This window comes from Inquilinus sp. CA228 (assembly GCF_052078665.1).
GTDB lineage: Bacteria > Pseudomonadota > Alphaproteobacteria > DSM-16000 > Inquilinaceae > Inquilinus.
The window spans coordinates 76,209-100,006 of record NZ_JBQJIK010000021.1; the positions used below are offsets into that span (position 1 = coordinate 76,209).

The 23,798-nt window shown below is 67.9% G+C and carries 22 protein-coding genes; 13 read left to right on the plus strand and 9 right to left on the minus strand.

Annotation, left to right across the window (positions count from 1 at the left end; translation table 11 throughout):
* Positions 1-138: 138 nt before the first annotated feature.
* Positions 139-825 (plus strand): fumarylacetoacetate hydrolase family protein, encoded by a 687-nt coding sequence (locus ACTOWL_RS12710; RefSeq protein WP_441321597.1) that lies wholly within the window; start codon positions 139-141, stop codon positions 823-825.
* Between the two features lie 13 nt (positions 826-838).
* Positions 839-1,414, plus strand: a complete 576-nt coding sequence (locus tag ACTOWL_RS12715; protein ID WP_441321598.1) for a pyridoxamine 5'-phosphate oxidase family protein — start codon at positions 839-841, stop codon at positions 1,412-1,414.
* Here ACTOWL_RS12715 and ACTOWL_RS12720 read toward each other — a convergent pair.
* Positions 1,404-2,306, minus strand: coding sequence for a LysR family transcriptional regulator (locus ACTOWL_RS12720; RefSeq protein WP_441321599.1), 903 nt, complete (start codon positions 2,304-2,306; stop codon positions 1,404-1,406). The genes ACTOWL_RS12715 and ACTOWL_RS12720 overlap by 11 nt on opposite strands.
* Before the next feature lie 141 nt (positions 2,307-2,447).
* Between ACTOWL_RS12720 and ACTOWL_RS12725 the strand changes: the two genes are divergently transcribed.
* Together ACTOWL_RS12725 and ACTOWL_RS12730 are read left to right on the plus strand one after the other, a co-directional pair.
* On the plus strand, positions 2,448-3,446 hold the full coding sequence (locus ACTOWL_RS12725; RefSeq protein WP_441321600.1) for a DUF1254 domain-containing protein: 999 nt from the start codon (positions 2,448-2,450) through the stop codon (positions 3,444-3,446).
* A 141-nt stretch (positions 3,447-3,587) separates the two neighbouring features.
* A complete protein-coding gene (locus ACTOWL_RS12730) occupies positions 3,588-3,812 on the plus strand; it encodes a hypothetical protein (RefSeq protein ID WP_441321601.1) in 225 nt (74 codons plus the stop codon).
* Between the two features lie 4 nt (positions 3,813-3,816).
* Here ACTOWL_RS12730 and ACTOWL_RS12735 read toward each other — a convergent pair whose 3' ends face one another.
* A complete protein-coding gene (locus tag ACTOWL_RS12735; protein WP_441321602.1) occupies positions 3,817-4,167 on the minus strand; it encodes a DUF4112 domain-containing protein in 351 nt (116 codons plus the stop codon).
* A gap of 257 nt (positions 4,168-4,424) precedes the next feature.
* On the opposite strand from ACTOWL_RS12735, the gene ACTOWL_RS12740 reads away from it, so the two are divergent.
* Positions 4,425-6,011 (plus strand): DUF262 domain-containing protein, encoded by a 1,587-nt coding sequence (locus ACTOWL_RS12740; RefSeq protein WP_441321603.1) that lies wholly within the window; start codon positions 4,425-4,427, stop codon positions 6,009-6,011.
* A gap of 325 nt (positions 6,012-6,336) precedes the next feature.
* Here ACTOWL_RS12740 and ACTOWL_RS12745 read toward each other — a convergent pair whose 3' ends face one another.
* Both ACTOWL_RS12745 and ACTOWL_RS12750 read right to left on the minus strand, forming a co-directional pair.
* Positions 6,337-7,245, minus strand: coding sequence for a hypothetical protein (locus ACTOWL_RS12745; protein WP_441321604.1), 909 nt, complete (start codon positions 7,243-7,245; stop codon positions 6,337-6,339).
* A gap of 62 nt (positions 7,246-7,307) precedes the next feature.
* Entirely contained in the window at positions 7,308-7,967 is a 660-nt protein-coding gene (locus tag ACTOWL_RS12750) for a hypothetical protein (protein ID WP_441321605.1), read from the minus strand.
* A 460-nt stretch (positions 7,968-8,427) separates the two neighbouring features.
* Between ACTOWL_RS12750 and ACTOWL_RS12755 the strand changes: the two genes are divergently transcribed.
* The 4 genes from ACTOWL_RS12755 (at position 8,428) to ACTOWL_RS12770 (ending at position 13,437) form a co-directional block, all read left to right on the plus strand.
* Complete coding sequence (locus ACTOWL_RS12755) at positions 8,428-11,397, plus strand: hypothetical protein (RefSeq protein WP_441321606.1); 2,970 nt, start codon at positions 8,428-8,430, stop codon at positions 11,395-11,397.
* A gap of 63 nt (positions 11,398-11,460) precedes the next feature.
* Positions 11,461-12,126, plus strand: a complete 666-nt coding sequence (locus ACTOWL_RS12760) for a winged helix-turn-helix transcriptional regulator (RefSeq protein ID WP_441321607.1) — start codon at positions 11,461-11,463, stop codon at positions 12,124-12,126.
* On the plus strand, positions 12,123-12,758 hold the full coding sequence (locus tag ACTOWL_RS12765) for a class I SAM-dependent methyltransferase (protein ID WP_441321608.1): 636 nt from the start codon (positions 12,123-12,125) through the stop codon (positions 12,756-12,758). Before ACTOWL_RS12760 ends, ACTOWL_RS12765 begins: the two co-directional genes overlap by 4 nt.
* 88 nt (positions 12,759-12,846) lie before the next feature.
* The gene (locus tag ACTOWL_RS12770) at positions 12,847-13,437 is read left to right on the plus strand and encodes a LysE family translocator (protein ID WP_441321609.1); all 591 of its coding nucleotides are present in this window, start codon (positions 12,847-12,849) and stop codon (positions 13,435-13,437) included.
* A 24-nt stretch (positions 13,438-13,461) separates the two neighbouring features.
* Here the strand turns inward: ACTOWL_RS12770 and ACTOWL_RS12775 are convergent, their stop codons facing one another.
* Positions 13,462-14,445, minus strand: a complete 984-nt coding sequence (locus ACTOWL_RS12775) for a Tim44 domain-containing protein (protein ID WP_441321610.1) — start codon at positions 14,443-14,445, stop codon at positions 13,462-13,464.
* A 233-nt stretch (positions 14,446-14,678) separates the two neighbouring features.
* On the opposite strand from ACTOWL_RS12775, the gene ACTOWL_RS12780 reads away from it, so the two are divergent.
* The gene (locus ACTOWL_RS12780) at positions 14,679-15,881 is read left to right on the plus strand and encodes a class I SAM-dependent methyltransferase (protein WP_441321611.1); all 1,203 of its coding nucleotides are present in this window, start codon (positions 14,679-14,681) and stop codon (positions 15,879-15,881) included.
* 92 nt (positions 15,882-15,973) lie between these two features.
* Here the strand turns inward: ACTOWL_RS12780 and ACTOWL_RS12785 are convergent, their stop codons facing one another.
* Positions 15,974-16,474 (minus strand): hypothetical protein, encoded by a 501-nt coding sequence (locus tag ACTOWL_RS12785; RefSeq protein WP_441321612.1) that lies wholly within the window; start codon positions 16,472-16,474, stop codon positions 15,974-15,976.
* A 383-nt stretch (positions 16,475-16,857) separates the two neighbouring features.
* Between ACTOWL_RS12785 and ACTOWL_RS12790 the strand changes: the two genes are divergently transcribed.
* Positions 16,858-17,157 (plus strand): hypothetical protein, encoded by a 300-nt coding sequence (locus ACTOWL_RS12790; RefSeq protein ID WP_441321613.1) that lies wholly within the window; start codon positions 16,858-16,860, stop codon positions 17,155-17,157.
* Between the two features lie 36 nt (positions 17,158-17,193).
* Here ACTOWL_RS12790 and ACTOWL_RS12795 read toward each other — a convergent pair whose 3' ends face one another.
* On the minus strand, positions 17,194-18,813 hold the full coding sequence (locus tag ACTOWL_RS12795) for a PBSX family phage terminase large subunit (protein ID WP_441321614.1): 1,620 nt from the start codon (positions 18,811-18,813) through the stop codon (positions 17,194-17,196).
* A 428-nt stretch (positions 18,814-19,241) separates the two neighbouring features.
* On the opposite strand from ACTOWL_RS12795, the gene ACTOWL_RS12800 reads away from it, so the two are divergent.
* Positions 19,242-19,679: a hypothetical protein gene (locus ACTOWL_RS12800; protein ID WP_441321615.1), complete on the plus strand. Its 438-nt coding sequence runs from the start codon at positions 19,242-19,244 to the stop codon at positions 19,677-19,679.
* Between the two features lie 172 nt (positions 19,680-19,851).
* Here ACTOWL_RS12800 and ACTOWL_RS12805 read toward each other — a convergent pair whose 3' ends face one another.
* Both ACTOWL_RS12805 and ACTOWL_RS12810 read right to left on the minus strand, forming a co-directional pair.
* A complete protein-coding gene (locus tag ACTOWL_RS12805) occupies positions 19,852-20,625 on the minus strand; it encodes an ion transporter (protein ID WP_441321616.1) in 774 nt (257 codons plus the stop codon).
* A gap of 85 nt (positions 20,626-20,710) precedes the next feature.
* A complete protein-coding gene (locus tag ACTOWL_RS12810) occupies positions 20,711-22,273 on the minus strand; it encodes a Fic family protein (RefSeq protein ID WP_441321617.1) in 1,563 nt (520 codons plus the stop codon).
* Between the two features lie 336 nt (positions 22,274-22,609).
* Here ACTOWL_RS12810 and ACTOWL_RS12815 point away from each other — a divergent pair, with 336 nt between their 5' ends.
* The gene (locus tag ACTOWL_RS12815; protein ID WP_441321618.1) at positions 22,610-23,596 is read left to right on the plus strand and encodes a methyltransferase; all 987 of its coding nucleotides are present in this window, start codon (positions 22,610-22,612) and stop codon (positions 23,594-23,596) included.
* The last annotated feature ends 202 nt before the right edge of the window (positions 23,597-23,798 follow it).

Genomic DNA, 23,798 nt, shown 5'->3' on the forward strand with positions numbered 1-23,798 from the left:
TCGGTCCGACGGCAGGATGCATCGGATCCTGCCGCGCATCCTAGCGGCGGCTGACGTCAAGCATCGATTCCGGTTTGACAGGTCGGGCGGCGCCGCGCAGCTTCGCCCGCGGACCATCGCCCCCTGAAGGACACCCCGATGTCGACCGTGATCACGCCGCCGCCGCAGACCCTTGTCCCGGTGCTGGGCAGCGACGCCGCCTTTCCCGTCGGCCGCATCTTCTGCGTCGGCCGCAACTACGCCGCCCATGCCCGCGAGATGGGCCACGACCCGGACCGGGAGCCGCCGTTCTTCTTCGCCAAATGGGCCGATGCGGTGGTGCCGACCGGCAGCACCATCGCCTATCCGGCGGCGACCAGGGACCTGCATCACGAGATCGAGCTGGTGGTGGCGATCGGCGCCGGCGGCACCGACATCGCGGCGGAGCGTGCGCTCGGCCATGTCTGGGGCTATGGCGTCGGGCTCGACATGACCCGCCGCGACCTCCAGGCCGAGGCCAAGAAGCTGGCCCGGCCCTGGACCATGGCCAAGTCCTTCGACCAGTCGGCGCCGCTGTCGCCGCTGCGTCCGGCGGCTGAGATCGGCCATCCGTCCGAGGGCGCGATCTGGCTGAAGATCAACGGCGAGATTCGCCAGTCCGGCGACCTGGCCGACCAGATCTGGCCGGTGCGGGAGATCATCGCCCATCTGTCGCGGCTGGTGGCGCTGCGCCCCGGCGACCTGATCATGACCGGCACGCCGGACGGCGTCGGCCCGGTCAAGCCGGGCGACCGGCTGGAGGGCCATGTCGACGGCGTCGGCGATCTCGCCGTGACCTACCGCTGATGGCCACCTGCTGATGGACGGGGACGACCTGGCCGCGGTGCTGGCCGATGTCTGGGCCCGGCTCGGCCGCGCCACCGGCGAACGCCGCCGCACCACCGGCCGGGTCGCCCTCGCCACGCTGAACGCCCGCGGCGGGCCGGCGCTGCGCACCGTGGTGCTGCGCTCGGCCGACCCGGCGGCGCGGCGGCTCGAGATTCACACCGACCGCCGCTCGGTGAAGGTGGCGGAGATCGGTGCCGATCCCGCCGTGGCGCTGCTGCTCTACGAGGCGGCGGACGAGGTGCAGATCCGGGTCGAAGGCCGGGCTCAGCTGCTGCCGCCGGGTGCCGCGCTCGACGCCGCCTGGGCGGCGACGCCGGGGCCGATCCGCGCCGCCTACCGCATGCCCGGGCCGCCCGGCACCGCGATCGCCGACCCCGCCCTGCCGCCGCCTTCGACCGACGGGTCCGAGGCGGGCCGCGAGAACTTCGCCGTGATCGTTCTGGCGGTCGACCGCATCGACTGGGTCCGCCTGGTCCCCGGCGCCGACCGCCGCGCCCAGTTCGACTGGACCGGCGGAACGGTGCAGGCGAGCTGGCTCATTCCCTGACGACACCGATCTCGCAAGCCCGGGCGATGTTCGGCAGCCAGCCCTGGCAGAAGTCCAGATAAGTCCGGACGATCGTCGACGGGTGGCGGTGCGGCGGATAGACCAGGTGCAGCGGCCATTCCGGCAACGGGTGCCGCGGCAGCAGCGGCACCAGTCGCCCGTCACGGATCGGTCCCGCCGCCAGGAAGGGCGGCAGCTCCGTCACCACGTCGCCGCCGAGCGCGCGGCTGGACAGAAAATGGTAGTCGTTGGCGGTCAGCACCGCCCGAGGCACCACCACCTGCCCGCCCAGGTCCCAGCGGGCCGGGGCATCGATGCGCGTCGACCACACCGCGCAGGGAAAGCGGTGCAGCGCCTCGGGGTCGGCCGGCAGGCCCAGCCGCTCCACCAGTTTCGGGCTGGCGACGAGGACGGTGCGGAACGACAGCACATGCCGCGCCACCATGGTCTCGTGGACGATCGCGCCGACGCGCAGGGCGACGTCGATGCCGTCCTCGATCAGATCCATGCGCCGCTCGGTCGAGGTGACATGGATCTGGATGTCCGGATAGCGGCGCTGGAACGCGGCCAGCAGCTCCCACCACGGCTCGAAGGTCTGGGGCAGCGACAGGCGCAGGCGCCCCTTCAGCCGGGCCTGGTCGCTCGCCACGGCCTGCTCGGCCTCCAGCAGCGCCTCGATGCCGCCTCCGGCATGCTCGTACAGCCTGGCTCCGGCATCGGTCAGCCTGGTGCCGCGGGTCGACCGCTCCAGCAGCTGTACCTTGAGCTGCCGCTCCAGCTCGCGGATGCGGCGGCTCAGCGTCGGCAGCGGGGTGCCCAGGCGGGCCGCCGCCGCAGACAGGCTGCCCGCCTGGACGACCGCGACGAACATGCGGGCGGCGTTCAGATCCATGCGGGCCAGCCTATCATATCCGGTAGGCCGGTTGTCATCGGTGCCGGTTCATTTCCAGATCCGGCAGGCCTACTTGTTGCGCGGGCTCCGCATCACCTGGAAAGCACCATGACGAAGACCTGCAGAAGGATCCTCGCGGCCATGTCCCTGTTGCTGGCGAGTCCCGCCGCATCGGCGCAGTCGGCGCCCGCCGTGCCGGTCACCGTCGACACCTACAGCCGGGCCCAGACCGATGTGAACTTCGCCGGGGTGGTGAAGGCCGGCGGCTTCGGGACGTTCAAGCACGGCCGCGAGCTTGCCCCTCCGGTCCAGCAGGGCATCGTCCGCCCCAACCGCGACACCCTCTATTCCTTCGCGATCCTCGACCTCGATGCCGGGCCGGCGACGGTCACGCTGCCGGACCCCGGCCAGCGCTTCATGGGCATGCAGGTCGTCAACGAGGACCAGTACACCCGGGCAACCTTTTATGATGCTGGCCCGCACATCCTGACCCGCGAGGCGGTCGGCACGCGCTACGCCATCGTCGTGGTCCGCTTCCTGGTCGATTTCTCGAGCCGGGACGACGTCGCCCGGGTCCACGCCCTGCAGGATGCGGTCACGCTCGGCCAGGACCGTCCCGGCAGCTTCGAGGTCCCGGACTGGGACCAGGCCAGCCTCAGGACGATCCAGGCGGCGCTGCAGCAGCTCGGCACCACCGTGTCCGACACGCGCCGCATGTTCGGCGCCGGCCCGGATGCCGTCGACCCGGTCCGGCACCTGATCGGCAGCGCCATGCTGTGGGGCGGCTATCCGGAGAAGGACGCGCTCTATCTCCCGACCACGCCGGCCCGGAACGACGGCACCACCATCCACCGGCTGACGGTCGGGACCGTGCCGGTCGACGGCTTCTGGTCGCTGACCGTCTACAACAGCGCCGGCTATCTCCAGGCGAATCCGGAGAATGTCTATTCGGTGAACAGCCTGACGGCGAGGAAGAACCCGGACGGCACGGTCACCATCCAGTTCGGCGGCTGCGGCGGCACGGTCGACAACTGCCTGCCGATCACGGCGGGGTGGAACTACACCGTCCGCCTGTTCCGGCCGCGGGCCGAGATCCGCGACGGCGGCTGGGCCTTCCCCCCGGCTCAGCCGGAAGGCTGAGCCCAGCGTCAAATCGGCTCAGCCGGAAGGCTGAGCTCCAGTCTGTGCGCAATCTTGGGAAACGAAAAAACCGTCCGGGCGGTTTGCGTTACGTCATGCCCGATGCTAGGTTGAGCGCCCATTCGACAGAAGGGCGACGCGATGGCGCAGCAGATTCCCCTACCCGTGCCGGACCGCACCGGACGCGCGGCGGGCAGCGGCCGGACGGCGGATCCCCGGGCTGCCGACCTGGTGTCCGAATGCAGCTGGGTCTCCCGGCCGGCGGCGGCACCGGCGGAGCCGCTCGGATTCATCTTCCCCTGCTGCGCCGTGCGGTTCGTGTCTTCGTCGCCGGGCGCCGAGCCGTCGGCGGAAGATCCCGCCTGAGGCGTCACGCCCCGGCGCCCTGCCGTTCGAAATGCTGCCGCAGCAGCCGGGCGTTGCGGCGGTTGGCCTTCAGCCCGATGTCCAGGATGTCGCCCAGCACCGGCACGGTGCCGAGGGCGACGTCGAGCACGACATTGCCGGCCATCATCGCCAGCACCCGGTTCGGCGCGCCCAGGCGCCGGGCCCGCAGGATCAGCCAGGCGGAGAGCAGTCCGCCGGCGGCATCGCCCAGCCCCGGCACCAGCCCGATGACGGCATCGAGGCCGAAGCGCCAGCCCAGCAGCGGCAGGCGCCAGCGCGAATCCAGGAGCGTGGCGAGACGGTCCAGTCGATCCAGTTCGGCGGCGTGGTCCAAGGCGCGGTCCTGCACGATCATCGGCCGGCGGATGAGATGGGGGCGCAGCAGGCGGATGTCGAGCGTCGGCTTGGAGGCCTTCGGGACATTGGATCCTGGTCATGCGACAGCCGGCGTCGACGGGTCACGAAGGTCCGGCCAGACACCGGGCCGGCCGCTCTATCGCCATCGCAGAACGCTGCGCAACCAAGTGTTGGCTATCTCTTTCCAAGAGGTTAATAATGTAGCTATTGCCAATCTCCAATTCAGAGGGAATCATGTATAAACCGGGAGGAACAATAGCAGAGACACTCACTCGCATACAAAGCAAGAGTTACGTCCTTCCGGCGATCCAGAGAGAGTTTGTCTGGAAGCCAGAGCAAATTGAGCGACTGTTTGATAGCTTGATGCAAGGTTATCCATTTGGAACATTTTTATTCTGGAAAGTCGAGGCGGAAACGAGTGGGAAATTCAAATTCTACGATTTTGTTCTGAACTATCACCAGCGCGACGCCGCCCACTGTCCGGAGCTGGGCATCATCCATCACCAGAGTGTTACTGCGGTTCTGGATGGCCAGCAGCGCCTTACGGCTCTCAATATCGGGTTGCGCGGATCGATGGCCATCAAGCAGCCAAACAAATGGTGGACGAATCCAGATGCCTTCCCTGTACGGAAACTCCGACTTGATCTTCTGGCGCCGTCATCGCCCGATGAGGATGGGGTCCGGTATCGGTTTCGGTTCCTGGACGATCAGCAGGCTGAGCGCGATGAGGCTGCGCATTGGTTTCTGGTTTCCGATGTTCTTGGGATGAAGGACGGGCCAGCGATGGTCTCGGCCTTGCGAAAGCGGGGACTTGATGGTGATGCGCTGGAAGCGGCCTATACGGGAGTCGACCGCCTGCATCGCATCGTTCACGCCCACAACCTGGTCAATTATTACGAGGAAGAGACTCAGGATCTGGAGCGCGTACTCAACATCTTCATTCGGCTTAATTCCGGAGGAACGATTCTTTCTTATTCAGATCTGCTGCTCAGTATTGCTGTTGCACAGTGGAAGCAGGTCGATGCCCGGGCCGAGATTCACAGACTTGTGGACGAGTTGAATCGGATAGGGACCGGCTTCGCTCTCAGTCAGGACTTTGTGCTTAAGGCCGGGTTGATGCTGGCAGACATTGCCTCCGTAGGGTTCAAGGTCGAGAACTTCACGACGACGAACATGCTGGTTCTGGAGGCGAATTGGCCCGCAATCCGGTCGGCGCTGGTCCGCACCGTCGAACTCGCCTCGAGCTTCGGACTCAACGGGCAGACGCTCAGGGCTGACAGCGCACTCCTGCCAATCGCCTACTATCTCTACAAACGGAATGCTCCTGCGAATTATGTATCTCACAGCCAGTTCGCCGATGATCGAGAAGCGATCAGGTGCTGGCTTGTGAGGTCGCTCATCAAGGCATCGGGCATTTGGGGGAGCGGTCTCGACACGCTTCTGACCGCGCTTCGCGAGGGAATTCAGACGAGCGATCTTTTGACATTTCCGGTAGAACAGTTGCGCCAAGTCATGAGTCAGCGTGGTAAATCATTGACTTTCGAGCCGGCCGAGATCGAAGACCTTCTGCATCTGGAGTACGGCGACAAGCGAACATTTCCGTTGCTGTCTCTGCTGTTTCCGTTTGTCGATTTGCGCAATCAATTTCATATGGATCACGTGTTTCCGATCTCACGCTTCACACCGGCGCGGCTGCAGCGGCAAGGTTTCGGCGAAGCCGACATTGATACGCTTGCACGTCATGCGAACACCCTACCGAACCTCCAGTTGCTCGATGGTGCGATCAACATCGAGAAGCGGGCCATTATGCCAAAGGAGTAGCTTGCTCAGGTTTATCAGGATTCTTCCACACAGCAGCATTATCTGACCAAGCACGAACTCGGCGAGCTACCTTCCGATCTTCAAGGTTTTGAGGAGTTCTACAGCCAGAGACGGGACCGGCTCCGAAAGAAGCTGGCGGCGATGCTTTCAAGTGCGGCGACTCCCATCGAGACGGCCGCCGCCGCTCTCTGAGGTCGCGCCGGCGGAGAGAGGCGTGCTGCGGCATCGCCCCTAGTGGCGGCCGCTGGCCTCTCCCGGCCTCACTTCGGGCGCGGCTGCGGCGGGCCGGCGCGGCGCCGAGCCCGTCCTGGCCGATGCCGGTGGCTTAGCTTCTCGCCGGCAGTGCCAGGGCGGTCTTGCTCTCCTCTTCGAAATTCACCCAGCCGCGGAGGCCCTGCATCCCGACGAACAGCTTCTGCGCCCGCGACGCGGTACCGCGCGGCAGGTAGCCGTCCTTCAGCTTGCACTTGAACGAGATCTCGGCCACCCGGGGGGCGGCGGTCTCGGCCTCGAAATACCAGAGCGTCAGGGCAAACTTGGCCGTGACGCCGTCGCCGAGATCGACTTCCGCATCCTTGAACACCAGTTCGCTGATGGTCGGCCCCGGACGCAGCGCAGCGTCCGACCGGATCTCGTCCACGGAGGTCAGCACCAGATTGCCGAGCAGCGTCGGATGGAGCTCCAGGACGTCACCCAGGCAATTGATGGCAGGGCCGTCCGGCACCGGTTGCGTCGTCGAAACGGAAAATCGGCTGCGCATGGAGCGAGGCTCGGCGACTGCGATGCTGCGGTCCCCGGATGGCTGCGTCACCGAGACCTGAAGCGGCGCGATATCCTCTTCGAACTCCGTGTCGAAACCCGGTTGAGATCCCGGCAGGGCCGTGTCCGCGGCAACGAACAGATCGGTGGTTCGCAGCTTCAGGGTCAGCTCCGGCTTCGCCGCCTCGTTCCCGTCCTCATCGATGTCGACGCGCTCCCGCAGAATGTAATCAGCGCGGTTCAGAAGATGACTGCCGGTATCCCGGAACATGATTGTCCGGCGTTTTGCCGGGTCGAAGCCCCTTCCGTGCCGGGATTTTCCGTCCTTTTTCTTGTCCAGGTGATCTCGGACGATCGACTCGATCTGGACATTCCAAAACTGATTGGCCTTCTCCAGCGACATCTCGCCGGCGAAGCAATCGGGTTTGAGCAGCAGCTTATACTCCCTTGCTTTCAGGGGAGTGCATCGGTTCATGAAATGCCTCCAATATCAATAAAGCCGACCCCTGGCCGGCGCTATGGTCCGGGTGAGGCGGCCTAGGTGCGAAAGTTCGAGGGGACGATCTTCTTGTCCATGTACTCGTTCAGCCAGAGGCGGTAGGCGGCCGATGTCTTGCCGCCGGCCTTCGTGATGTACTTGTCGGCAGCGGCGGCGCCGACCTGGCCGACCAGCTTGGCGCGGGTGTAGGTCTTCGAGCCGTTCAGGAACCCGGTCGCACCGGCCGCCCCCTCGTGATGGGCGAGATACATGTACCGGGCCCGCTGGTCGTCCGTCAGGCTCTTCGGCAGGACGCCGGCCTTGTCCAGCGTCTTGAGATTGTCGACACCGTACTCGGCCGCCGAGACGATCGACAGCAACGGATCGAAGCGCAGCTTCAGCAGGTCGGCCTTCTTGCCGGCGGCGATCTTGTTGGCGGCGGTGATCAGGCCGGCCGCCTTGCCGTGCGTGTTGAGGAGGTGGGCAGGGTTCCTGGCGTGGCCTGCCCAGGTGTTTTCCAGGAACTGGGTCATGCCGCCGGCCTTCGATGTCGGATTGTAGGAGTCCTGGTCCCACTGGCCCTTGTTGGCTCCCGAACCGATCTTGGCCGCTTCGGCGTCGATCAGCGCCGCGATCGCCGAGCCGTCGATGCCGGTGGCCTTCTCCGCGGCCTGGATTTCGCCGCGATAGACATCGTTCTTGCCGAGCTTGAGTGCCATGCTGAAATTCCTCATCGAAATAAAGAGCAGTATTGGATTTGGTCGCGTTCTTGACTTCCAAGGCCGTGGCGACGATGCGGCACGCCTCCTCTAGGAAAATTTGTGCTCGAAAAAGCCGAAACAGTAAAAAGCCGACGGTATCGCAATAGGCCGAGCGCGAACGCCGGGAGATATAGTGCCAGAATAGTGTCGGTTGGGCAACGCCACCCGGTTGACGGGAGCCGGCGCCGCCGGCGGACGTTGCCCGTCCGCTCGCGTCGCGATGCATTCGCAGAAAATTTTGCGCGAATTATGAAAATGGATATCGCCGGAATCAGGTGATAGCCTTCAGTTCTTTTCGAGATCCAAGCATTCGGTTGTTGAGACCGATTCCTATTCTGATTTCCGCCAGTGATCGGCAAGCCACCGGCAAATGATGTGGTGCGTTATGCAAAAATCAGTCGAACCAGCGGATTGGGGCATGGCGCGGCGGCATAAGGCCCTGCGCCGGGGCTGGGCCGGTCTTCTCATCGCCGCCGGCACCATGCTGTTCGCCACCCTGGGCGTCGCCGACCCGGCCCGCTGCACCGCCGAGCAGGCCCAGCCGCTGGTCCCGACGGACCCGGCGCTGTGCCAGAGCCTGATCGCCGCCGTGCGCGACCCGTCGGCCCTGCCGCTCAACCAGTACGAGGACAAGCTCAACCAGTTCTTCGGCAATTACTGCCATCGCGACACCGCCTCCGGCTGGCGCCGCGACAAACATGTCCGCGACGCCGGCCCCTTCACCGCGGCCCTGGCGGCGGGCGCCTGGCAGGGCACCGGCTTCGGCACCCATACCCCGGTGGTGATCTGGTACTCGCCCGACATGGCCGACTGGCTGGTCAAATACCGCTCCGGCGAGGATGCCGGGTCGAACCCGCCGCCACCGGTGCCGGACGGGGCGATCATGGTCAAGGAGATGTTCCCGTACCCGGCCGCCGCCTGCGCCGATGTCGACCCGCTCAAGCTGCTCCCGACCTCCGGCGCCGCGGTCATGATCCGCGACGGCAAGGCCTCGCATGACGGCTGGTTCTGGGGCTGGTACGGCTTCGGGCCGAACGGCGGCTGGTCGCCCGACTGGCCGCCCAGCCCGAACAACCTCCTGGGCAATATGGGGTTCGCCCAGTACTGCATGAACTGTCACGCCTCGGCCAAGGACAACCTGACCTTCGCCTCGCCGCGCAACATCGAGGGCGAGCCCGGGCGGCCGCTGGTCTATCTCAGCCAGTCCTGGTTCTCGGCGCCGTCGCCGCCGGCCCATCACCGCGCCGTCACGCTGCCGCCGGACGAGGTGAAGCGGCTGGGCGAGCCGCTGTACCAGGCCGACCAGGCGGTCGACCAGGCCTTGCGCGCCTATCTGCTGCAGATGCCGACCTGGGACACGGTCACCAACATGCCGTCGGCGACCTACGACAACACCTGGGTCGGCGCCGGCGGCCCGCGCCCGGCGGACCAGTTCGTCACCTCCACCCAGTGTCTCGGCTGCCACGACGCCGGCAGCACCGGGCTGCAATTCGACATGACCGTGCCGAACCCGCATGGCGACAACCTGATCAACCTGTCGCCCTACGGCACCTGGCGCAGCTCGCCGATGGGGCTGGCCGGGCGCGACCCGTTCTTCTTCGCCCAGCTGGCCAGCGAGATCCAGACCTTCCATCCGGACTCGAAGGGCGTGGTCGAGGACACCTGCCTCGGCTGCCATGGCATCCAGGGCCAGCGGCAGCTCCACATCGACCGCTTCGCCCAGGCCGACGAGTGCGCGCCCTTCACCCGCGACATGGTGAACGCGGTGCCGTGGCCGGTCGCCGACGAATTCGCGAAATACGGCGCGCTCGCCCGCGACGGCATCTCCTGCACCTCGTGCCACCGCATGGCGCTGGGCCCCGCCGCCGCCGGCGTCGCCGACGCGCCGGAGAATGCCTGCATCGCCCAGCGGCAGGAGTTCCTGAACCCGCACAACACCGGCTTCGCCCGCACCTTCACCGGCAGCTTCTTTGTCGGCGCGCCCGACACGCTGATCGGCCCGTTCGACAAGCCGCAGGTGAAGCCGATGCAGGCGGCGCTCGGCATCACGCCGGAGCACAACGCGACGATCACCACCTCCGAAATCTGCGGCACCTGCCACACCGTGCATCTGCCGGTGCTGCAGGACGGCAACGTCGTCACCCGTATCTACGAGCAGACGACCTATCCGGAATGGGCGTTCAGCGCCTATCGCACCGGCACCTCGCCCGACGGCCCGCTGCCGCTGGGGCCGGGCAGCCTGGCCCAGTCCTGCCAGGGCTGCCACATGCCGTCGAAGTCTGCGGACGGCACGCCGGTGCGCAGCAAGATCGCCAGCATCCAGGAATACAGCAATTTCCCGGAGGCCGAGAACAACCTGGGGCCGGAGGACATCGACCTGCCCGTCCGCGACGGCTTCGCCGCCCACACCCTGGTCGGGCTGAACGTCTTCCTGATCAAGATCGCGCAGCAATTCCCCGACGTGCTCGGCATCCCCACCCCGGACCCGATGATGGGCACCCGCGGCGTCGACCCGCTGGTGCGGACCGAGCAGGCGATGCTCGACCTCGCCAGCACCGGCACCGCCGAGGTGGCCGTGACCGGTCTCTCGACCGCCGGCGGCACGCTGCAGGCGACGGTGACGGTGCGCAGCGAGACCGGCCACAAGCTGCCCTCCGGCGTCGGCTTCCGCCGCGCCTTCGTGGAGTTCCAGGTGCTGGACCAACTCGGCAACACGCTCTGGGCCTCCGGCCGCACCAATGCGGCCGGCGCCCTGGTCGACCAGTCCGGCCAGGCGCTCGACGGCGAGTACTGGTGGATGGACGACTGCTCGTCCCGCATCCAGCCGCTGGCGCGGCTGCACCAGCCGCACTACCAGCGCATCACCGGCCAGGACCAGGCCCAGATCTATCAGGAGCTGGTGTCGACCCCGCCGCCGGACGCCACGGCCGCGATGTGCGGGCCGGGCACGGAGGCGCAGGGCATGCTGACCACCAGCTTCCTGTCGATCTGCAACACGGTGAAGGACAACCGCATCCTGCCGCACGGCTATCTGCCGCTGGCCGACCGCACCGAGATCGCCAAGGCCCTGGGCGCGACCGAGGACCTGGCCAAGGAATCCGGCCCGACCGCCGTCGACGACGACCCCGATTACGTCACCGGCGGCGGCGACAGCCTGGTGTACGAGGTCCCGCTCGCCGACCTTCCGGCCGGCAGCCGGCCGGCGTCCGTCCAGGCCATGCTGTACTACCAGGCGACGCCGCCCTTCTACCTGCAGGACCGCTTCTGCACGGCCAAGGGCGAGGACCCGGAGCGGCTGAAGTTCCTGGTCGGCCACCTCAACATCGACGGCACCCAGCTCGCCGGCTGGAAGCTGCAGGTCTCCAGCGGCCAGATGGCGGTGCCCTGAGGCCGAGGAGGACGGTCCGGATTCCGGACCGCCCGCGCCGGCCGGCCGTGCTAGGGTGCCGGCATGGCGGGATACGGTCAGTTCTGTGCGGTGGCGCGCGCCCATGAGGTGCTGGGCGGGCGCTGGACGCTCTTGGTGGTGCGCGAGCTCTTGTGCGGCAGCCGGCGCTTCAACGACGTCCGCCGCGGCATCCCACGGATCTCGCGCACCATGCTGTCGGAGCGGCTGCAGGAACTCGCCGCGATCGGCGCGGTCGAACGGATCGAGCCCGGGCCCGAATACGTCCTCACCGAGGCGGGGCGGGAGCTGGCGGGGCTGGTCGGCGCGCTCGGCCATTGGGGCCAGCGCTGGCTGCCGCGGCGGCCGGAGGCGGAGGATCTCGACCTCGAGCCGCTGCTGGTCGACCTGCGCCGGCGGGTCGATTTCGAGGCGCTGCCCCGCGACCCGCTGGTGGTGCGCTTCGAGATCCGCGGCCACCCACAGCACTTCCTGCTGCTGACGCCGGCCGAGGCGTCGCTGTGCACGCACAATCCGGGCTTCCCGGAGCCGCTCTGCGTCCAGGGGCCGCTCGCCGCCCTGGTCGCCTGGTGGCGCGGCGATGCCGGCTTCGCCGAGGCCCGGCGGATGGGCCTCGCGGTGCAGGGGCCGCGGGTCCTGGCGCGCGCCTTCCCGGGCTGGTTCCTGCGCTACCAGCTGGCCGGCATCGCCCCGGCGGCCGTGCCGTCATGAGCACGGCGAGCGACGCCCGTTTCTGGGACCGGACGTCACGGCGCTATGCCAAGGGTGCGATTGCGGACCAAGCCGGATATGACCGCACGCTGGACCGCACCCGCGCTCTGCTGGGATCGAGCGACCGGGTGCTGGAGCTGGGCTGCGGCACGGGCACGACGGCGCTCCGGCTTGCCGGCGCCGTGCAACGCTATCTCGCGACCGACATCTCCGCCGGAATGATCGCGATCGCCGAGGAGAAGCACGCCGCCGACCCGATCCCGGCGCTGTCCTTCCGCACCGCGACCGCGGAGGCGCTGGACCCCGGGATCGGGCCGTTCGACGCCGTCCTGGGGTTCAACTATCTCCATCTGGTCCGCGACCTGCCCGGCACGCTGCGCCGCATCCATGCCCTGCTCGCGGCGGAAGGCTTGTTCATCTCCAAGACGCCCTGCGTCGGGGACATGAACCCGCTCATCCGGCTGGTGTTGCCGGCGATGCGCGCGGTCGGCAAGGCACCCTATGCCGGCGTCTTCCGGGCGGCGGCGCTGAGCCGGCTGATCGGGGCCGCCGGCTTCGACATCCTCGCCGTTGAAAGCCACGCCACCAAGGGCGACGACGGCCGCCCCTACATCGTGGCGCGCAAGCGATGACGTGAACGGCGGTCCGGATTCCGGACCCCACGCGCAGCCGCTGCCGCGCCAGAACTCCCGTCGACATCCTCGCAACCGGAGCCGACCCATGCCCATCGATGCGCTGCTGGCGCTGTGCCTCTTCGCCTTCGTGACCTCGATCACGCCGGGGCCGAGCAACCTGATGCTGCTCGCCTCCGGTGCCAATTTCGGCCTCCGGCGCACCCTGCCGCAGGTGGCCGGCATCACCCTCGGCTTCACCGCGCTGCTGCTGGCGGTCGGGCTCGGCCTCGGCGCCGCGCTGGCGGCCTGGCCGGCGCTGCACACCGGCCTCCGGGTCGCGGGCGCCGCCTATCTGCTCCATCTCGCCTGGCGCATCGGCCGGTCGCGATCGTTCGGCGCGGGCGGCGAGGCCAGGCCGCTGACCCTGTGGCAGTCGGCCGCCTTCCAATGGGTCAACCCGAAGGCCTGGGCGGTGGCGGCGACGACCATGGCGGTCTACGCCAGCCCCGAGGCGCCGCTGCTGTCGGTGCTGCCGATCTGCGCCGCCTTCGCCCTGGTCAACCTGCCCAGCATCCTGGCCTGGGCCGGCTGCGGCCTGGCGCTGCGGCGCCTGCTGTCCGATCCGGCCCGGCTGAGATGGTTCAACCTGGCCATGGCCGTGCTGCTGGCGGCGACGCTGTGGCCGATGCTGGCGTGAGGGGAGCGCCCGCCCCGCCTCGCGTCAGGCGGCGGCCTGGACCGCGGACAGCTTCCAGTCGGCGCGGTTCTGGCGGGCGAAGGTCCAGATCTCGACGGTCTCGGTCGGCTTGTCGGCATCGCCCTCGACGATCCGCCCGGTCGCCCGGTCGCGCGTGGCGTCGACGCTGGAATACCGCATCGCGACGGTGGCGTAGTCGGTGTCGCCCTCGCGCCAGGATTCGGCCAGGTCGCCCTGCAGCAGGCGGACATCCGACACCTCGTTCTTCACGCCCCGGGTCGCGTTCTCGCCGAGCTCCTCGGCGAAATACGACATCACCTCCGGGGTGGTGCGGGCGCGCAGGCCGGCGAAATCCTCCGCCGCATGGGCGGCCTGGATCTCGCCGAGCAGCCGCTCGAAGGCATTGAAGTCCGAACCGTCGAGGCCGACCCCGTCCTTTGGCGCACCGCGTGCGGCACTCTCCGGCCGCCCCGAACCCGCAAGCCCCGGAACGGGACCGCCGGCGGCCTCGCCGCCCATGGCGGACATCGACGGGCCGGCATAGGCCGGACGGGGCGCGCGGCTGAAGAAGCGCCGGAACGCCATCACGGCCAGGACGACCAGGCCGATCTGCAGCACCAGCCCCATCAGCCCGGCGGCGCCGCCGAAGCCGTGGCCGAGCAGCATGCCCACGAGCCCGCCGACCGCCAGGCCGCCGAGGATGCCGCCGAAGCCGCCGAACCGGCCGGGGCTCTGGACGCCCGCCCCCGGCTGCGTTTGACCCAACTGGGCCGGGCCCGGCTGGGCCGCCGTCTGCGTGCGCGGCGTCATCGACCGGTCGATCGGCGCCGCGGTGCCGGGTGCGGTGGGGGTGGCGGGCGGCGCCTGGAAGGTCCGCACGCCGCGGCTGCCGAAGCCGCCCGAATTCACGCGGCGGGCGTCGGCCTGGTCGACGGCGACCAGCAGCACGCCGAGCCCGAGAACGAGGCTGGCGACGAGTCTGCCCAGGCGGCTGCGGAAGAGGCTCATCTCGGTCTCGCCATCCATGTTGGTCTCGGTGCCCGCGACATATGGGGAGTTTCGCGCCCGATTTGAGGGGGGGACCGGCCCGCTCGGTCCTCCAATTCCAGGGTTGGCCGCCGCGGCCGTCGGTGACTACACTCGGCGGGCAGCGAGAGGGCACGCGTGTCCACCACGAGCCCGCCATGGCCGATCGCGAACGGTCGTCAAATCATTGCTGAGTGCTGGGGGGATTGCGTTTCATGAATAAGACCATCGACCGATGCCCGCATTGCGGCGCCTCCGCGCTGGAGGTCCTGGTCGAGATCGAGAAATACAGCTACCTGATCCGCCCGACCGAGTTCGAGAGCATCTGGCGCACGGTGCCGATGACGGTGGGCCTGTGCCATGGCTGCGGCACCGCGATGCAGCTGCTGCCGCCCGACCGCGAGGCGCTGGACGAGATCTACAGCAAATATTACGGCTCCTACCCGACCTTCGCCTCGGACCCCGAGATGGACGAGCGCCACCGGGAGTTCCTGGAGTTCCTGGTCGCCGGCGGCCTGCCGATGTCGGGCCATGCGCTGGAGATCGGCTCCTATGACGGCCGGTTCCTGGCCCGGCTGCAATCGGCCGGCATGACGGTGCAGGGCTGCGACCCGAACGCCGCCGCGGCGGCCGAGGCCGAGCGCGCCTTCGGGGTCGAGACGACGCTGGAATACTTCACGCCCGACACCTTCCCGGCGGACAGCTTCGACTTCGTCAGTGCCCGCCTGGTGCTGGAGCACGTCACCGAGCCCGACAGCTTCCTCGGCGGCCTGCAGAAAGTGGTGCGGACCAACGGCCATGTCGCCCTGGAGGTGCCGGATTGCGGCATCGTGATGGCGGAGGGCGCGCCGTTCTGGATGTACGAGCACCCGAACTACTTCACCGCGACCTCGCTGCTGCGGGCGATGCGGCGGCACGGCTTCGACGGCACGGTGACCTCGCACAAGGGCATCCTGCGCGCCGTCTGCCGCAACACCGGCGAGGCCAGCCTGCCGACCGACGACGTGGCCGTCGACGTCGCCCTGGCGCATGAGTTCCGCCGGAAGTACCGCGACTATGTCGCGCGCTACGACGCCGTGCTGGCGGAGGTCCGCCGGCAGGGGCTGCCGATGGCGGTCTACGGCATCGGCAACTACTTCACCAACCTGCTCAGCTCGACCTCGCTCGACCACTCCGAGATCGTCGCGATCTATGACGGCAATCCGAAGAAATGGGGCCTCGAGATCGAGGGCCTGGGCCTGCCGATCCAGTCGCCCGACGGCGTCAACGACGGCGGGCCGGGCGTGGTGCTGCTGGCCAGCGCCTCGTACCAGGGCATGCTGGACCGCATCGCGCCCTATATGGACCGCGGCGGCAAGGCCCTGCTGCCGCTCCCGACCCCGGTGCTGTACCAGCGCTCGGCCGCCGCCGGCGGCTGAGGGCGCGCGATGGCGGTGACGGCGCATGATCTTGGAGGCCTTCGGATGTCGGGACCTCGGATCGGCTCGAACGCCAGGGCAGCCGCCGTCGCTCACTGCGTCGGCGGTCGGAAATCCTGATCGACGGCGGCTTCCGTCGACGGCACGCGAATGACGACGTTGCTGTGGTTCGTGCCTTCGTGGCACGCATTGCAGCCGTCGGTGAGATCGGAATAGGCCTTGTCGAAGGCGGCGGCGTCATGCGCCTTTGCTGCGGCCGCGAGATCCCGCAATGGCTGTTCCGTCACCGAGGCGATCATGTCCTGCAACGGGATGTCGCCGATGGTCGGGTGGGCGCGTCCGACGCGGCCGAAAGCGCCCGAAAGATTGCCGGCCTCATAGGCCGCATAATCCCAGTTGCCGGCCTGGCGGGCGAGCCAGAGATTGCGGTGCCGCGGCTGGATGATCGTGAGCATCAGGTCGCTGACGCTCGCCTGGTACGCCGGTGCGGTCGGCGCCGCCTGGCCTTGTGCGCCGCCCGCGACAGCGGCGGCAATCGCGCAGGCGAAGATTGACAGCGATGCAAGTCCAAGCACTTTCCGCGCCGATGACATGAGCTCGTCGCTCCTCGATGATGCCGAAGCAAGGAATTGTCCGAGCGTGACGGGCCCGGTTCACCGAAAAGCAGACGCCATTCCAGCGACGGTTGCCACTATACTGACGATGACTGGTGGGCATACGTGGTGGTGGGGCAGGTATCCGTGAGTATAGTGTCGAAATTCGATGGCAGTGCTGGACTGCACCCCTGGACTGAGTCAGAAGAGTCAGGGTGGCATGCTATGTCGCCGCGTCCCGCTCAGTCGCGGGATGGACCGGGGCGGCAAGGCCCTGCTGCCGCTCCCGACCCTGGTGCTGTGCCCGCGCTCGGCCGGCGCCGGCGGCTGAGAGCGCGCCGTCACGTCCTTGACGTCGGCCGATCCCGGCGCATGTCATTGGCATGACATCCCTCATCCGCCTGGCGGTCTTCGCCGGCGCGATTCTGGCCATCGCACCGGTGGCCAGCGCGCAATGCGTCGTGGACCCGAATGCCGTCGACACCGCCGGCGCGCCCTGCGTCGGCGGGACGGCCGGCGGGTCGCCTCCGGTGGTCCGCAATCAGCGGCCGGCTGTTCAGGACATCAAGCCCGCCCAGAGGCCGGCCGCGACCAGGCCGGCCGTGGTCCCCGCGCCGGCCAGGCCCAAGCCGGGCAACCTCAGCCCCCCGAGCCTCGCGCCCCCGCCCGCGCTGAAGCCATGATCCGACCGCCGCACAGGGTCTGAACCCGCGCTTCCGTCACCATGTCCCCACCCACTTCATCGATGTGTCGTAACCGCCCCGCCGCAGCCCCTCGACGGCATAGCGCAGGGCGTCGACGGCGTGGTTCTCGCGGTCCTCCAGCTCGGCCAGGATCACGCCGGTCTTCGGGTCGGTGCGGTAGCTGTACAGCGCCAGCTCGTCGATCAGGTGGCGGCAGCGCGGATGCACCAGGATGTCGTGCGCCTTCAGGAACTCGACCCCCTCCTTGACCGACCCCGCCCCCTTGGTCGCCCCGACCATGGCCCCGAAGCCGTTGCGCTGCATGTAGCTGATGGTCTCCGGCCGGGCGCCGTCGGCGAGGATCTGCCCGCGCCGCGACCCCGGCACGGTGTCGAACAGCGCCGGCGTGCGGTCGATCTCGCAGCCGACCTGATAGGCCTCGTGGTCGACGAACAGCGTCCGGCCCGCCACGAAGCAGCGCACCAGCACCGTCGGGTCGCGGGCGAAGCCCCAGTCCGCACCGAACAGGAAGCGCGCGTCGGCCGGCGTCTCGAACGCCTCCACCTTCCAGTTCTTGAACACCCGCGCCTCGCTGAAGGTCTGATAGCCGCCGAGCCAGACATGCTGGTGCTTGTCGGCGTCGCGCGCCCGGTCCCACTCCATCTCCGCCTGCAGCACCTCCGGAAAATGCGGGTTCTCCGTCCAGTTGGCCCGCACCACCGCGGCATCGGGCGGCGGCGTCCCGTCGCGGAACAGCGCGTCGACCGGGTCGTCCGGCCGGGTCGGGTTCCAGGAGAACCACAGCTCCGATCCGGTCTTGCGGATGGTGGGCCGCAGCAGGTCCAGGCTGCGGATCGACAGCGCCTGCGCCTCCTCGACCCAGGCGATGTCATAGCCTTCCAGCGACTTGATGCTCTCGGCCGTGTGGTTCTGCATGCCCTGGAAGATGATCCGGCCGCCGCGGGGTGTCACGATGCGGTCGGCCTGCACCCGGAAGGCCGCGCCGACGCCCAGCGCCTGGATCTTGTCCTCGATCAGCCGCTTGACCGACTGGTCCAGCGAGCGCTGCACCTCGCGGATGCACACCGCCCGCACCGGCGCCGCCTCGACGCAGCGCCGCACCAGCAGCTCGGCGAAGGCGTGCGACTTGCCGGAGCCGCGGCCGCCATAGGCGCCCTTGTAGCGCGACCGCTCCAGCAGCGGATCGAAGACGGGCGCGAGACCGGGCGGGGGCAGGGTGATCGCCGTCGGTGCCGGCATCGCGTCCAGCATCCCCTCCGGGAACAGTCCGTCCTCGGTCAGCCCCTGGTCGCGGCAGAATTCCCGGAACGCCTGTTGCAGGTTCGGCAGCCAGCGGGCGGCACGGCCCTTGACCGCGCCGGGGCGAAGGCACTCTGCGGCCGCGTCGATCAGCTTGCGCACCGCGTCCTCGTGCGGGGCCGGCCCCTTCTCCTGCCGTCGCCGCACGATCTCCTCGAAGCAGGCAAGCAGGATTCCAGGCTTGGTCATCAGCGCGACGCCCTGCTGACCGGCGTTGCTCCCCCGGTAGCCGACATGCTCGGCGGCGAGAGTGGCGTCGCCGAAGCGCGTGAGGTGCTGCGCGAACCGGCGCCAGCTCGGCTTGACCCAGATGACCCATGGTGCGATCGCCGTCATTCTCGACCTCGCATGAAAAAGCCCGCCGCGGCGGGGCCGGGCGGGCGCAACTCTTCGACTGTGCCTGAACTATGCGGCGCGACGTGCCGTCATGTCAAGAACAAAAACAGAACATCAACGGAAGGCCGGCTCCGAAGCCGTCAGAGCCTGTTTGGAAATGCGCTGGTGTGAGTCGGATGGCGGTGGTTTCGAGAACCGGCGCGCAGCGGACGTTTGGGTCCGTGAGCACCGGAAGCGCAGAAACCGCCGTCAGACGGCCGCACCAGTAGCATTTACAGACGGGCTCTCAGGCCGAGCCCCCGGATGCGATCCCCTGGCGGGGCCGGAGATGTCCGAAGCGCCATCCATTGCCTCTCCGCGGCATCGGGGTGTTGCGGACGGCCGGGACTGCGGTAGCGTGGGCGCCGGTGGCGGCGGGGATGGCGGCGATGGCGACGGATGCGGATCTGCGGGAGAAGCTTCGCAAGATCGAGGCGCTGCATGCCGGCGCCGGAACGGCGGGGGAGCGGCTGGCGGCGGAGGCGGCGCTGGAGCGGATTCGGGCGCGGCTGCGGCAGCAGCAGGCCAGGGATCCGGCGGTGGAGACAAAGGTCACGCTGGCCGATCAATGGTCGCGACAGCTGTTCGTGGCGTTGTGCCGGCGCTACGGGCTGCAGCCGTTCCGCTACCGGCGGCAGCGGCGGACGACGGTGATGGTGCGGGCGCCGCAACGCTTCTTCGACCAGATCCTGTGGCCGGAGTTCCAGGAGCTGAACATCGAGCTGACCCGCTATCTGCACGCGGTGACGCTGCGGGTGATCCGGACCGAGATCCACGCCGACGCGGCCGAGGCACCGGAGGTCGCCGAGCCGCGGCCGGCGAGGTGATCCGAAGCTGCAGGACTGACGCCCCGCTGAGGGCCGCTGCCGCCGCAATCCTCGTCACCGTAATCCCAAAGCCGTCATGGCGAGCCCCGCCCTTTGCACTTGATGGGGGGCGTGGCCATCCAGGCGGCACCGACCCCCTCGCGCCTGCCGAGGGATCGCGCAACAGGCCCGCTCAGTCGCGGGATGTCGCCGAGGGCCGACCCGCCTCCCGGTCTTCGGCGGCGGCTTCCTTGGCCCGGATCGCGCTCAGCGCCGATGCGACCAGCCCGGTCGGTATGGCGATGATGCCCAGCGCCACGAACAGCATCAGCACGGTGAACAGCCTGCCGACGGGCGTCACCGGATAGATGTCGCCGTAGCCGACCGTGGTCAGCGTCACCGCGGCCCACCACATCGCGTCGAGCACCGATGTGAAGGCCTCGGGCTGGGCCTCGTGCTCGAACTGGTGGATGACGAGCGCGCAGACATAGAGGACGACGACCGCCGCCACGCCGAAGACGACGACCTCCTCCTTGACGACGCGCCAGGCGGAGACGAGGCGGTCGATGGCGCTGTTGTAGCGGGCCAGCTTCAACAGCTGGACCAGGCGCAGCAGCCGCAGCGCCCGGACGGCGCGGAGGTCGATGCCGATGCCGGCGAAGACGAGGCCGATAAAGAAGGGGGCGATCGCCAGAAGGTCGACGATGCCGAAGAAGCTCCGCGCATAGGCGCCCGGGGCGGGGGCGGTGGCGAGGCGCAGGGCGTATTCGATCGTGAACGCCGCGACGACGGCGATCTCCGAGGCGAACAGCACCGTCCTGGCCCAGCCCGGCAGGTCGGGCAGGGTCTCGACCCCCATCGACAGGGCGGAATAGAGGATCAGCGCGTGGAGGCCCAGCTCGACCCGATGCCCCAGCCCGGGATGCCGGCCGTCGAGGGCGGTTGCCACCTGCTTCCTCCAGTCCATGATCGCCTCCGAGTGGTTCCTTGCGCCTGGGACGCCGCCTGGGTTCGGCCGCCCGCGGGCAGCGTCTGATCGACGAAATACCCGCTCATCTGGCTTCGAATACGTCAGCGTATATCCCTTCGATTCTTTCGGCCTCTTCATCCGTAAGCGCGGCAAACTCGCCGTGGCGCGCTCGCCTGGAGAGCATGCCTCCATTCTGAGAGAGGAACGCTCGCAGAAGCTCCACTTGAGCGCTTGGCATGTCGACGATGGATTGCACTTCGTTTGTGAATGTTTCGTACGCCTCCAGGAAGGCAACCTCTTCAGGAAGGTCCTTTTCGACCGTCTGGCTGACGCAGTCGTAGAGAAATTCCGCATGCGCCGTCGCGTCGAAGTAGCGATAGAAATCGGCTGTCTCGCTCAGAACCTCGACGTTACCCTTCGGCGTCGGCCGCCAGGCGATCAACGGTAGAATTTCAGCAGCATAGCTCTCCAGAACCGCTTGATACTCCGATATCCGCCGTTCGATCGCGCTGCTGATCGGGAATGGCACTCCAGGAGGATTGTAATGGGCTCGGGCGAGAACGTGGTGGAGGAGCCATCGGTGCAGTCGTCCGTTACCGTCGACAAAGGGATGCGCATAGACGAACCCAAAGCCCAAGCTGGCCGCGGCGATGACGGGATCCAGCCCTCCGGGAATTGCCCGTTGCTCGAAATCGACCATGCCTCGAATGAGGTCCGGGAGATCTTGATGGCGGGCACTGATGTGGTCCGGCACCGGTTCGCCGGTCTGCCGGTCATGCACCCCTACGAAGCCGCCTTCGTCACGCAATCCCAACGTCACGAAACGAGCATCGCCGATGACGATCTTCTGCAGACGTTCCAGTTCCTCGAGACTCAGCGTCCGCACGCCCGCCTGACCGATGGCCTGTGCCCAGCGGGTTGCCCGGTCGCCGGACACGCGCTCCTTTTCGATGGCGAAGGAGGACTTGGAATCCTTTACCAGCAGAAAGGCCGCGGCGCGCGCGACCAGGTCCTTGCGCGTTCGTCCGATGACCTCTCGTGCCCTTTCGTCCAGGCGGCTGGCGCCGAGGACTTGCAGGGTGCCTGAGCGTCGAACGAGGGGACAGAACCTGCGGGTGCCCGGAAGATTGTTCAGGACCTTGTGCCGCGTCGATGGCAGGCCGATGCCGAGCCCGTACTGAATATCGGGATCAACGACAGGGATGGCCCGCACCTTGCCGGGATCCGGCACATCGAGTTGACTCTCGGTCAACCATTCGTAGAGGAACCATAGTCTTCGAGCGAAACCGCCGGTCGGCGTGGCGCGCACGATGGCGGCGATGTCGTCCGGTTCGATCTGCCGGAACAGTGCGGCAAGCACACCGAGATCGACACCTTCCCAGCGAAGCGCGAACTGGAGCTGGCCGGCGAGGGTCTGCTCAGGCCGGTGCCGAGGGGTCAGCATCAGCCAATCCGGCGTGGAGGATGGGTGGTGCCGAAGGGCCAGGGCCGTCAGGCGTGGCGGCAGCGCTGCCTTCAGGCCATGGCGCGCAACCACGGCGGCGTACCCGGCAGGCACGCCGCGTTCGGGAAGGACCCGGCCGGCAAAGTCGCCGACAGGGAGGCTTGGCCATTCGCCCGGGCGGGGCTCGTCTGCTACCGTCAAAGACTATGCGTCCACGATCTGCGGATTGTATTCACCGACTGCGAAAATCTATCACCGCTAACCGATTTTTGCGAGATCTTTTCACGAAAAATGGAATGCGACTTCCCGTCGCGAATCCCAAAGCCGTCATGGCGAGCCCCGAAGGGGCGTGGCCATCCAGTGGCACCGAGGTGGACTGCACCCCTGGACTGAGACAGAAGAATTAGGGTGACATGGGCGATCGGAGGGCGAATGCCCGTCACGCCCTGCGGCTGGGCTGCCAGCTGGACCCGGCGAGCGTCGTCGTCACGAACAGCGGCCTCGAAACCGGTCCCGGATCGCGGAAGGGGATGTGACATGGTGGAGTCCGATCGGATCGACAAGCTGATCGCAGCCGTGCCCCCCGCCTTGGCGCTTCGCGCCGGGCTGGACCTTGGCATCTTCACCCGGCTCGGTGGCGGCGCGGCGACTGCCGACAGCCTTGGGGCCGCGCTCGAAGTCGAGCCCGATCGTCTGTCGCGGCTCCTCTACGCGCTCGCCAGCATCGGTCTCCTCGAAGTCGAGGATGGTCGATTTCGCAACGGAGCCGAAGCGTCGGCCTTCCTCGACGCGTCCAAGCCGACCTATCGCGGCGGCGATCATGCGCTGCTGCGCGAGCTCTGGGGAGCCGACCTGCTGACCGCAGAGTCGCTGCGGCAGAACCGGCCGGCTGCGCTGCACGACTTTGCCGAAGCGGGGCCCGAGGCCGCGGCCGCCTTCAGCCGCATGCTCGCACCGGGCGGGGTGATTTTCGGCCGACACCTGGCCCGGGAGATGGACCTCTCGGCGATCGGTTCGGTGATCGACATCGGCGGGGGCGCCGGAACCATTCTCGTCGGACTTCGCGAGCGGCGGCCGCAGATTGCGGCGACGCTGATGGAGCTCCCGACGGTCGCAGCGGTCGCGCCGGATATCCTGTCGGAATACGGTGCCGACGACGTGGTTGTCGAAGCGGGGGACATCACTGTCGCGCCATCGATCGGTCGGCACGATCTGGCGATCCTGAAGGCCGTCGTCCAGGTCCTTCCGCCGGACCAGGCGCGCCGTTCGATCCTGAACGCGGCGCGTTGCCTCACACCCGGAGGCGAGATCGCCATTGCGGGGTGGGGTGTCGTCGATGACGACCGCCTCGGCCCGCCTGAGGGTGTCTTTCTGAATCTCACCTTCCTGAACCTCTATCGCCACGGCGAATCGTACACGGAAGGTCAGTATCGCGCGTGGATGACCGAGGCTGGATTCCGGGATATCACCAGGTCGCGCCTGACGGACGGCAGCACGTTGTTTCGTGCGCGCCTCACGGGCTGATCGTGGCTGGATGGCTGGTGGAGTGGACCCCTGGAGTGAGACGGGTCGTTCCAACGAGGGCACAAGCCGCTAAATGTGCACTGTCAGAGCGCCGGGAGACCGGCAAGGAGTAGGTGGTGGAAGTCCACTGCGATGAAGGAGTAGCGATCCGCATCGGCCCCGAGCCGTGCGTCGTTGCCCGTGAGGGCAGGGGCGAAGCGTC

What these genes read in the sequence shown, in the direction of transcription:
- ACTOWL_RS12805 (WP_441321616.1), bottom strand. Translation starts at nt 20,625, where the DNA reads ATGGACTGGAGGAAGCAGGTGGCAACCGCCCTCGACGGCCGGCATCCC.
- ACTOWL_RS12800 (WP_441321615.1), top strand. Translation starts at nt 19,242, where the DNA reads ATGGCGACGGATGCGGATCTGCGGGAGAAGCTTCGCAAGATCGAGGCG.
- ACTOWL_RS12770 (WP_441321609.1), top strand. Translation starts at nt 12,847, where the DNA reads ATGCCCATCGATGCGCTGCTGGCGCTGTGCCTCTTCGCCTTCGTGACC.
- ACTOWL_RS12790 (WP_441321613.1), top strand. Translation starts at nt 16,858, where the DNA reads ATGACATCCCTCATCCGCCTGGCGGTCTTCGCCGGCGCGATTCTGGCC.
- ACTOWL_RS12730 (WP_441321601.1), top strand. Translation starts at nt 3,588, where the DNA reads ATGGCGCAGCAGATTCCCCTACCCGTGCCGGACCGCACCGGACGCGCG.
- ACTOWL_RS12715 (WP_441321598.1), top strand. Translation starts at nt 839, where the DNA reads ATGGACGGGGACGACCTGGCCGCGGTGCTGGCCGATGTCTGGGCCCGG.
- ACTOWL_RS12750 (WP_441321605.1), bottom strand. Translation starts at nt 7,967, where the DNA reads ATGGCACTCAAGCTCGGCAAGAACGATGTCTATCGCGGCGAAATCCAG.
- ACTOWL_RS12815 (WP_441321618.1), top strand. Translation starts at nt 22,610, where the DNA reads ATGGTGGAGTCCGATCGGATCGACAAGCTGATCGCAGCCGTGCCCCCC.
- ACTOWL_RS12740 (WP_441321603.1), top strand. Translation starts at nt 4,425, where the DNA reads ATGTATAAACCGGGAGGAACAATAGCAGAGACACTCACTCGCATACAA.
- ACTOWL_RS12760 (WP_441321607.1), top strand. Translation starts at nt 11,461, where the DNA reads ATGGCGGGATACGGTCAGTTCTGTGCGGTGGCGCGCGCCCATGAGGTG.
- ACTOWL_RS12710 (WP_441321597.1), top strand. Translation starts at nt 139, where the DNA reads ATGTCGACCGTGATCACGCCGCCGCCGCAGACCCTTGTCCCGGTGCTG.
- ACTOWL_RS12780 (WP_441321611.1), top strand. Translation starts at nt 14,679, where the DNA reads ATGAATAAGACCATCGACCGATGCCCGCATTGCGGCGCCTCCGCGCTG.
- ACTOWL_RS12725 (WP_441321600.1), top strand. Translation starts at nt 2,448, where the DNA reads ATGTCCCTGTTGCTGGCGAGTCCCGCCGCATCGGCGCAGTCGGCGCCC.
- ACTOWL_RS12745 (WP_441321604.1), bottom strand. Translation starts at nt 7,245, where the DNA reads ATGAACCGATGCACTCCCCTGAAAGCAAGGGAGTATAAGCTGCTGCTC.
- ACTOWL_RS12795 (WP_441321614.1), bottom strand. Translation starts at nt 18,813, where the DNA reads ATGACGGCGATCGCACCATGGGTCATCTGGGTCAAGCCGAGCTGGCGC.
- ACTOWL_RS12775 (WP_441321610.1), bottom strand. Translation starts at nt 14,445, where the DNA reads ATGAGCCTCTTCCGCAGCCGCCTGGGCAGACTCGTCGCCAGCCTCGTT.
- ACTOWL_RS12755 (WP_441321606.1), top strand. Translation starts at nt 8,428, where the DNA reads ATGGCGCGGCGGCATAAGGCCCTGCGCCGGGGCTGGGCCGGTCTTCTC.
- ACTOWL_RS12785 (WP_441321612.1), bottom strand. Translation starts at nt 16,474, where the DNA reads ATGTCATCGGCGCGGAAAGTGCTTGGACTTGCATCGCTGTCAATCTTC.
- ACTOWL_RS12765 (WP_441321608.1), top strand. Translation starts at nt 12,123, where the DNA reads ATGAGCACGGCGAGCGACGCCCGTTTCTGGGACCGGACGTCACGGCGC.
- ACTOWL_RS12720 (WP_441321599.1), bottom strand. Translation starts at nt 2,306, where the DNA reads ATGGATCTGAACGCCGCCCGCATGTTCGTCGCGGTCGTCCAGGCGGGC.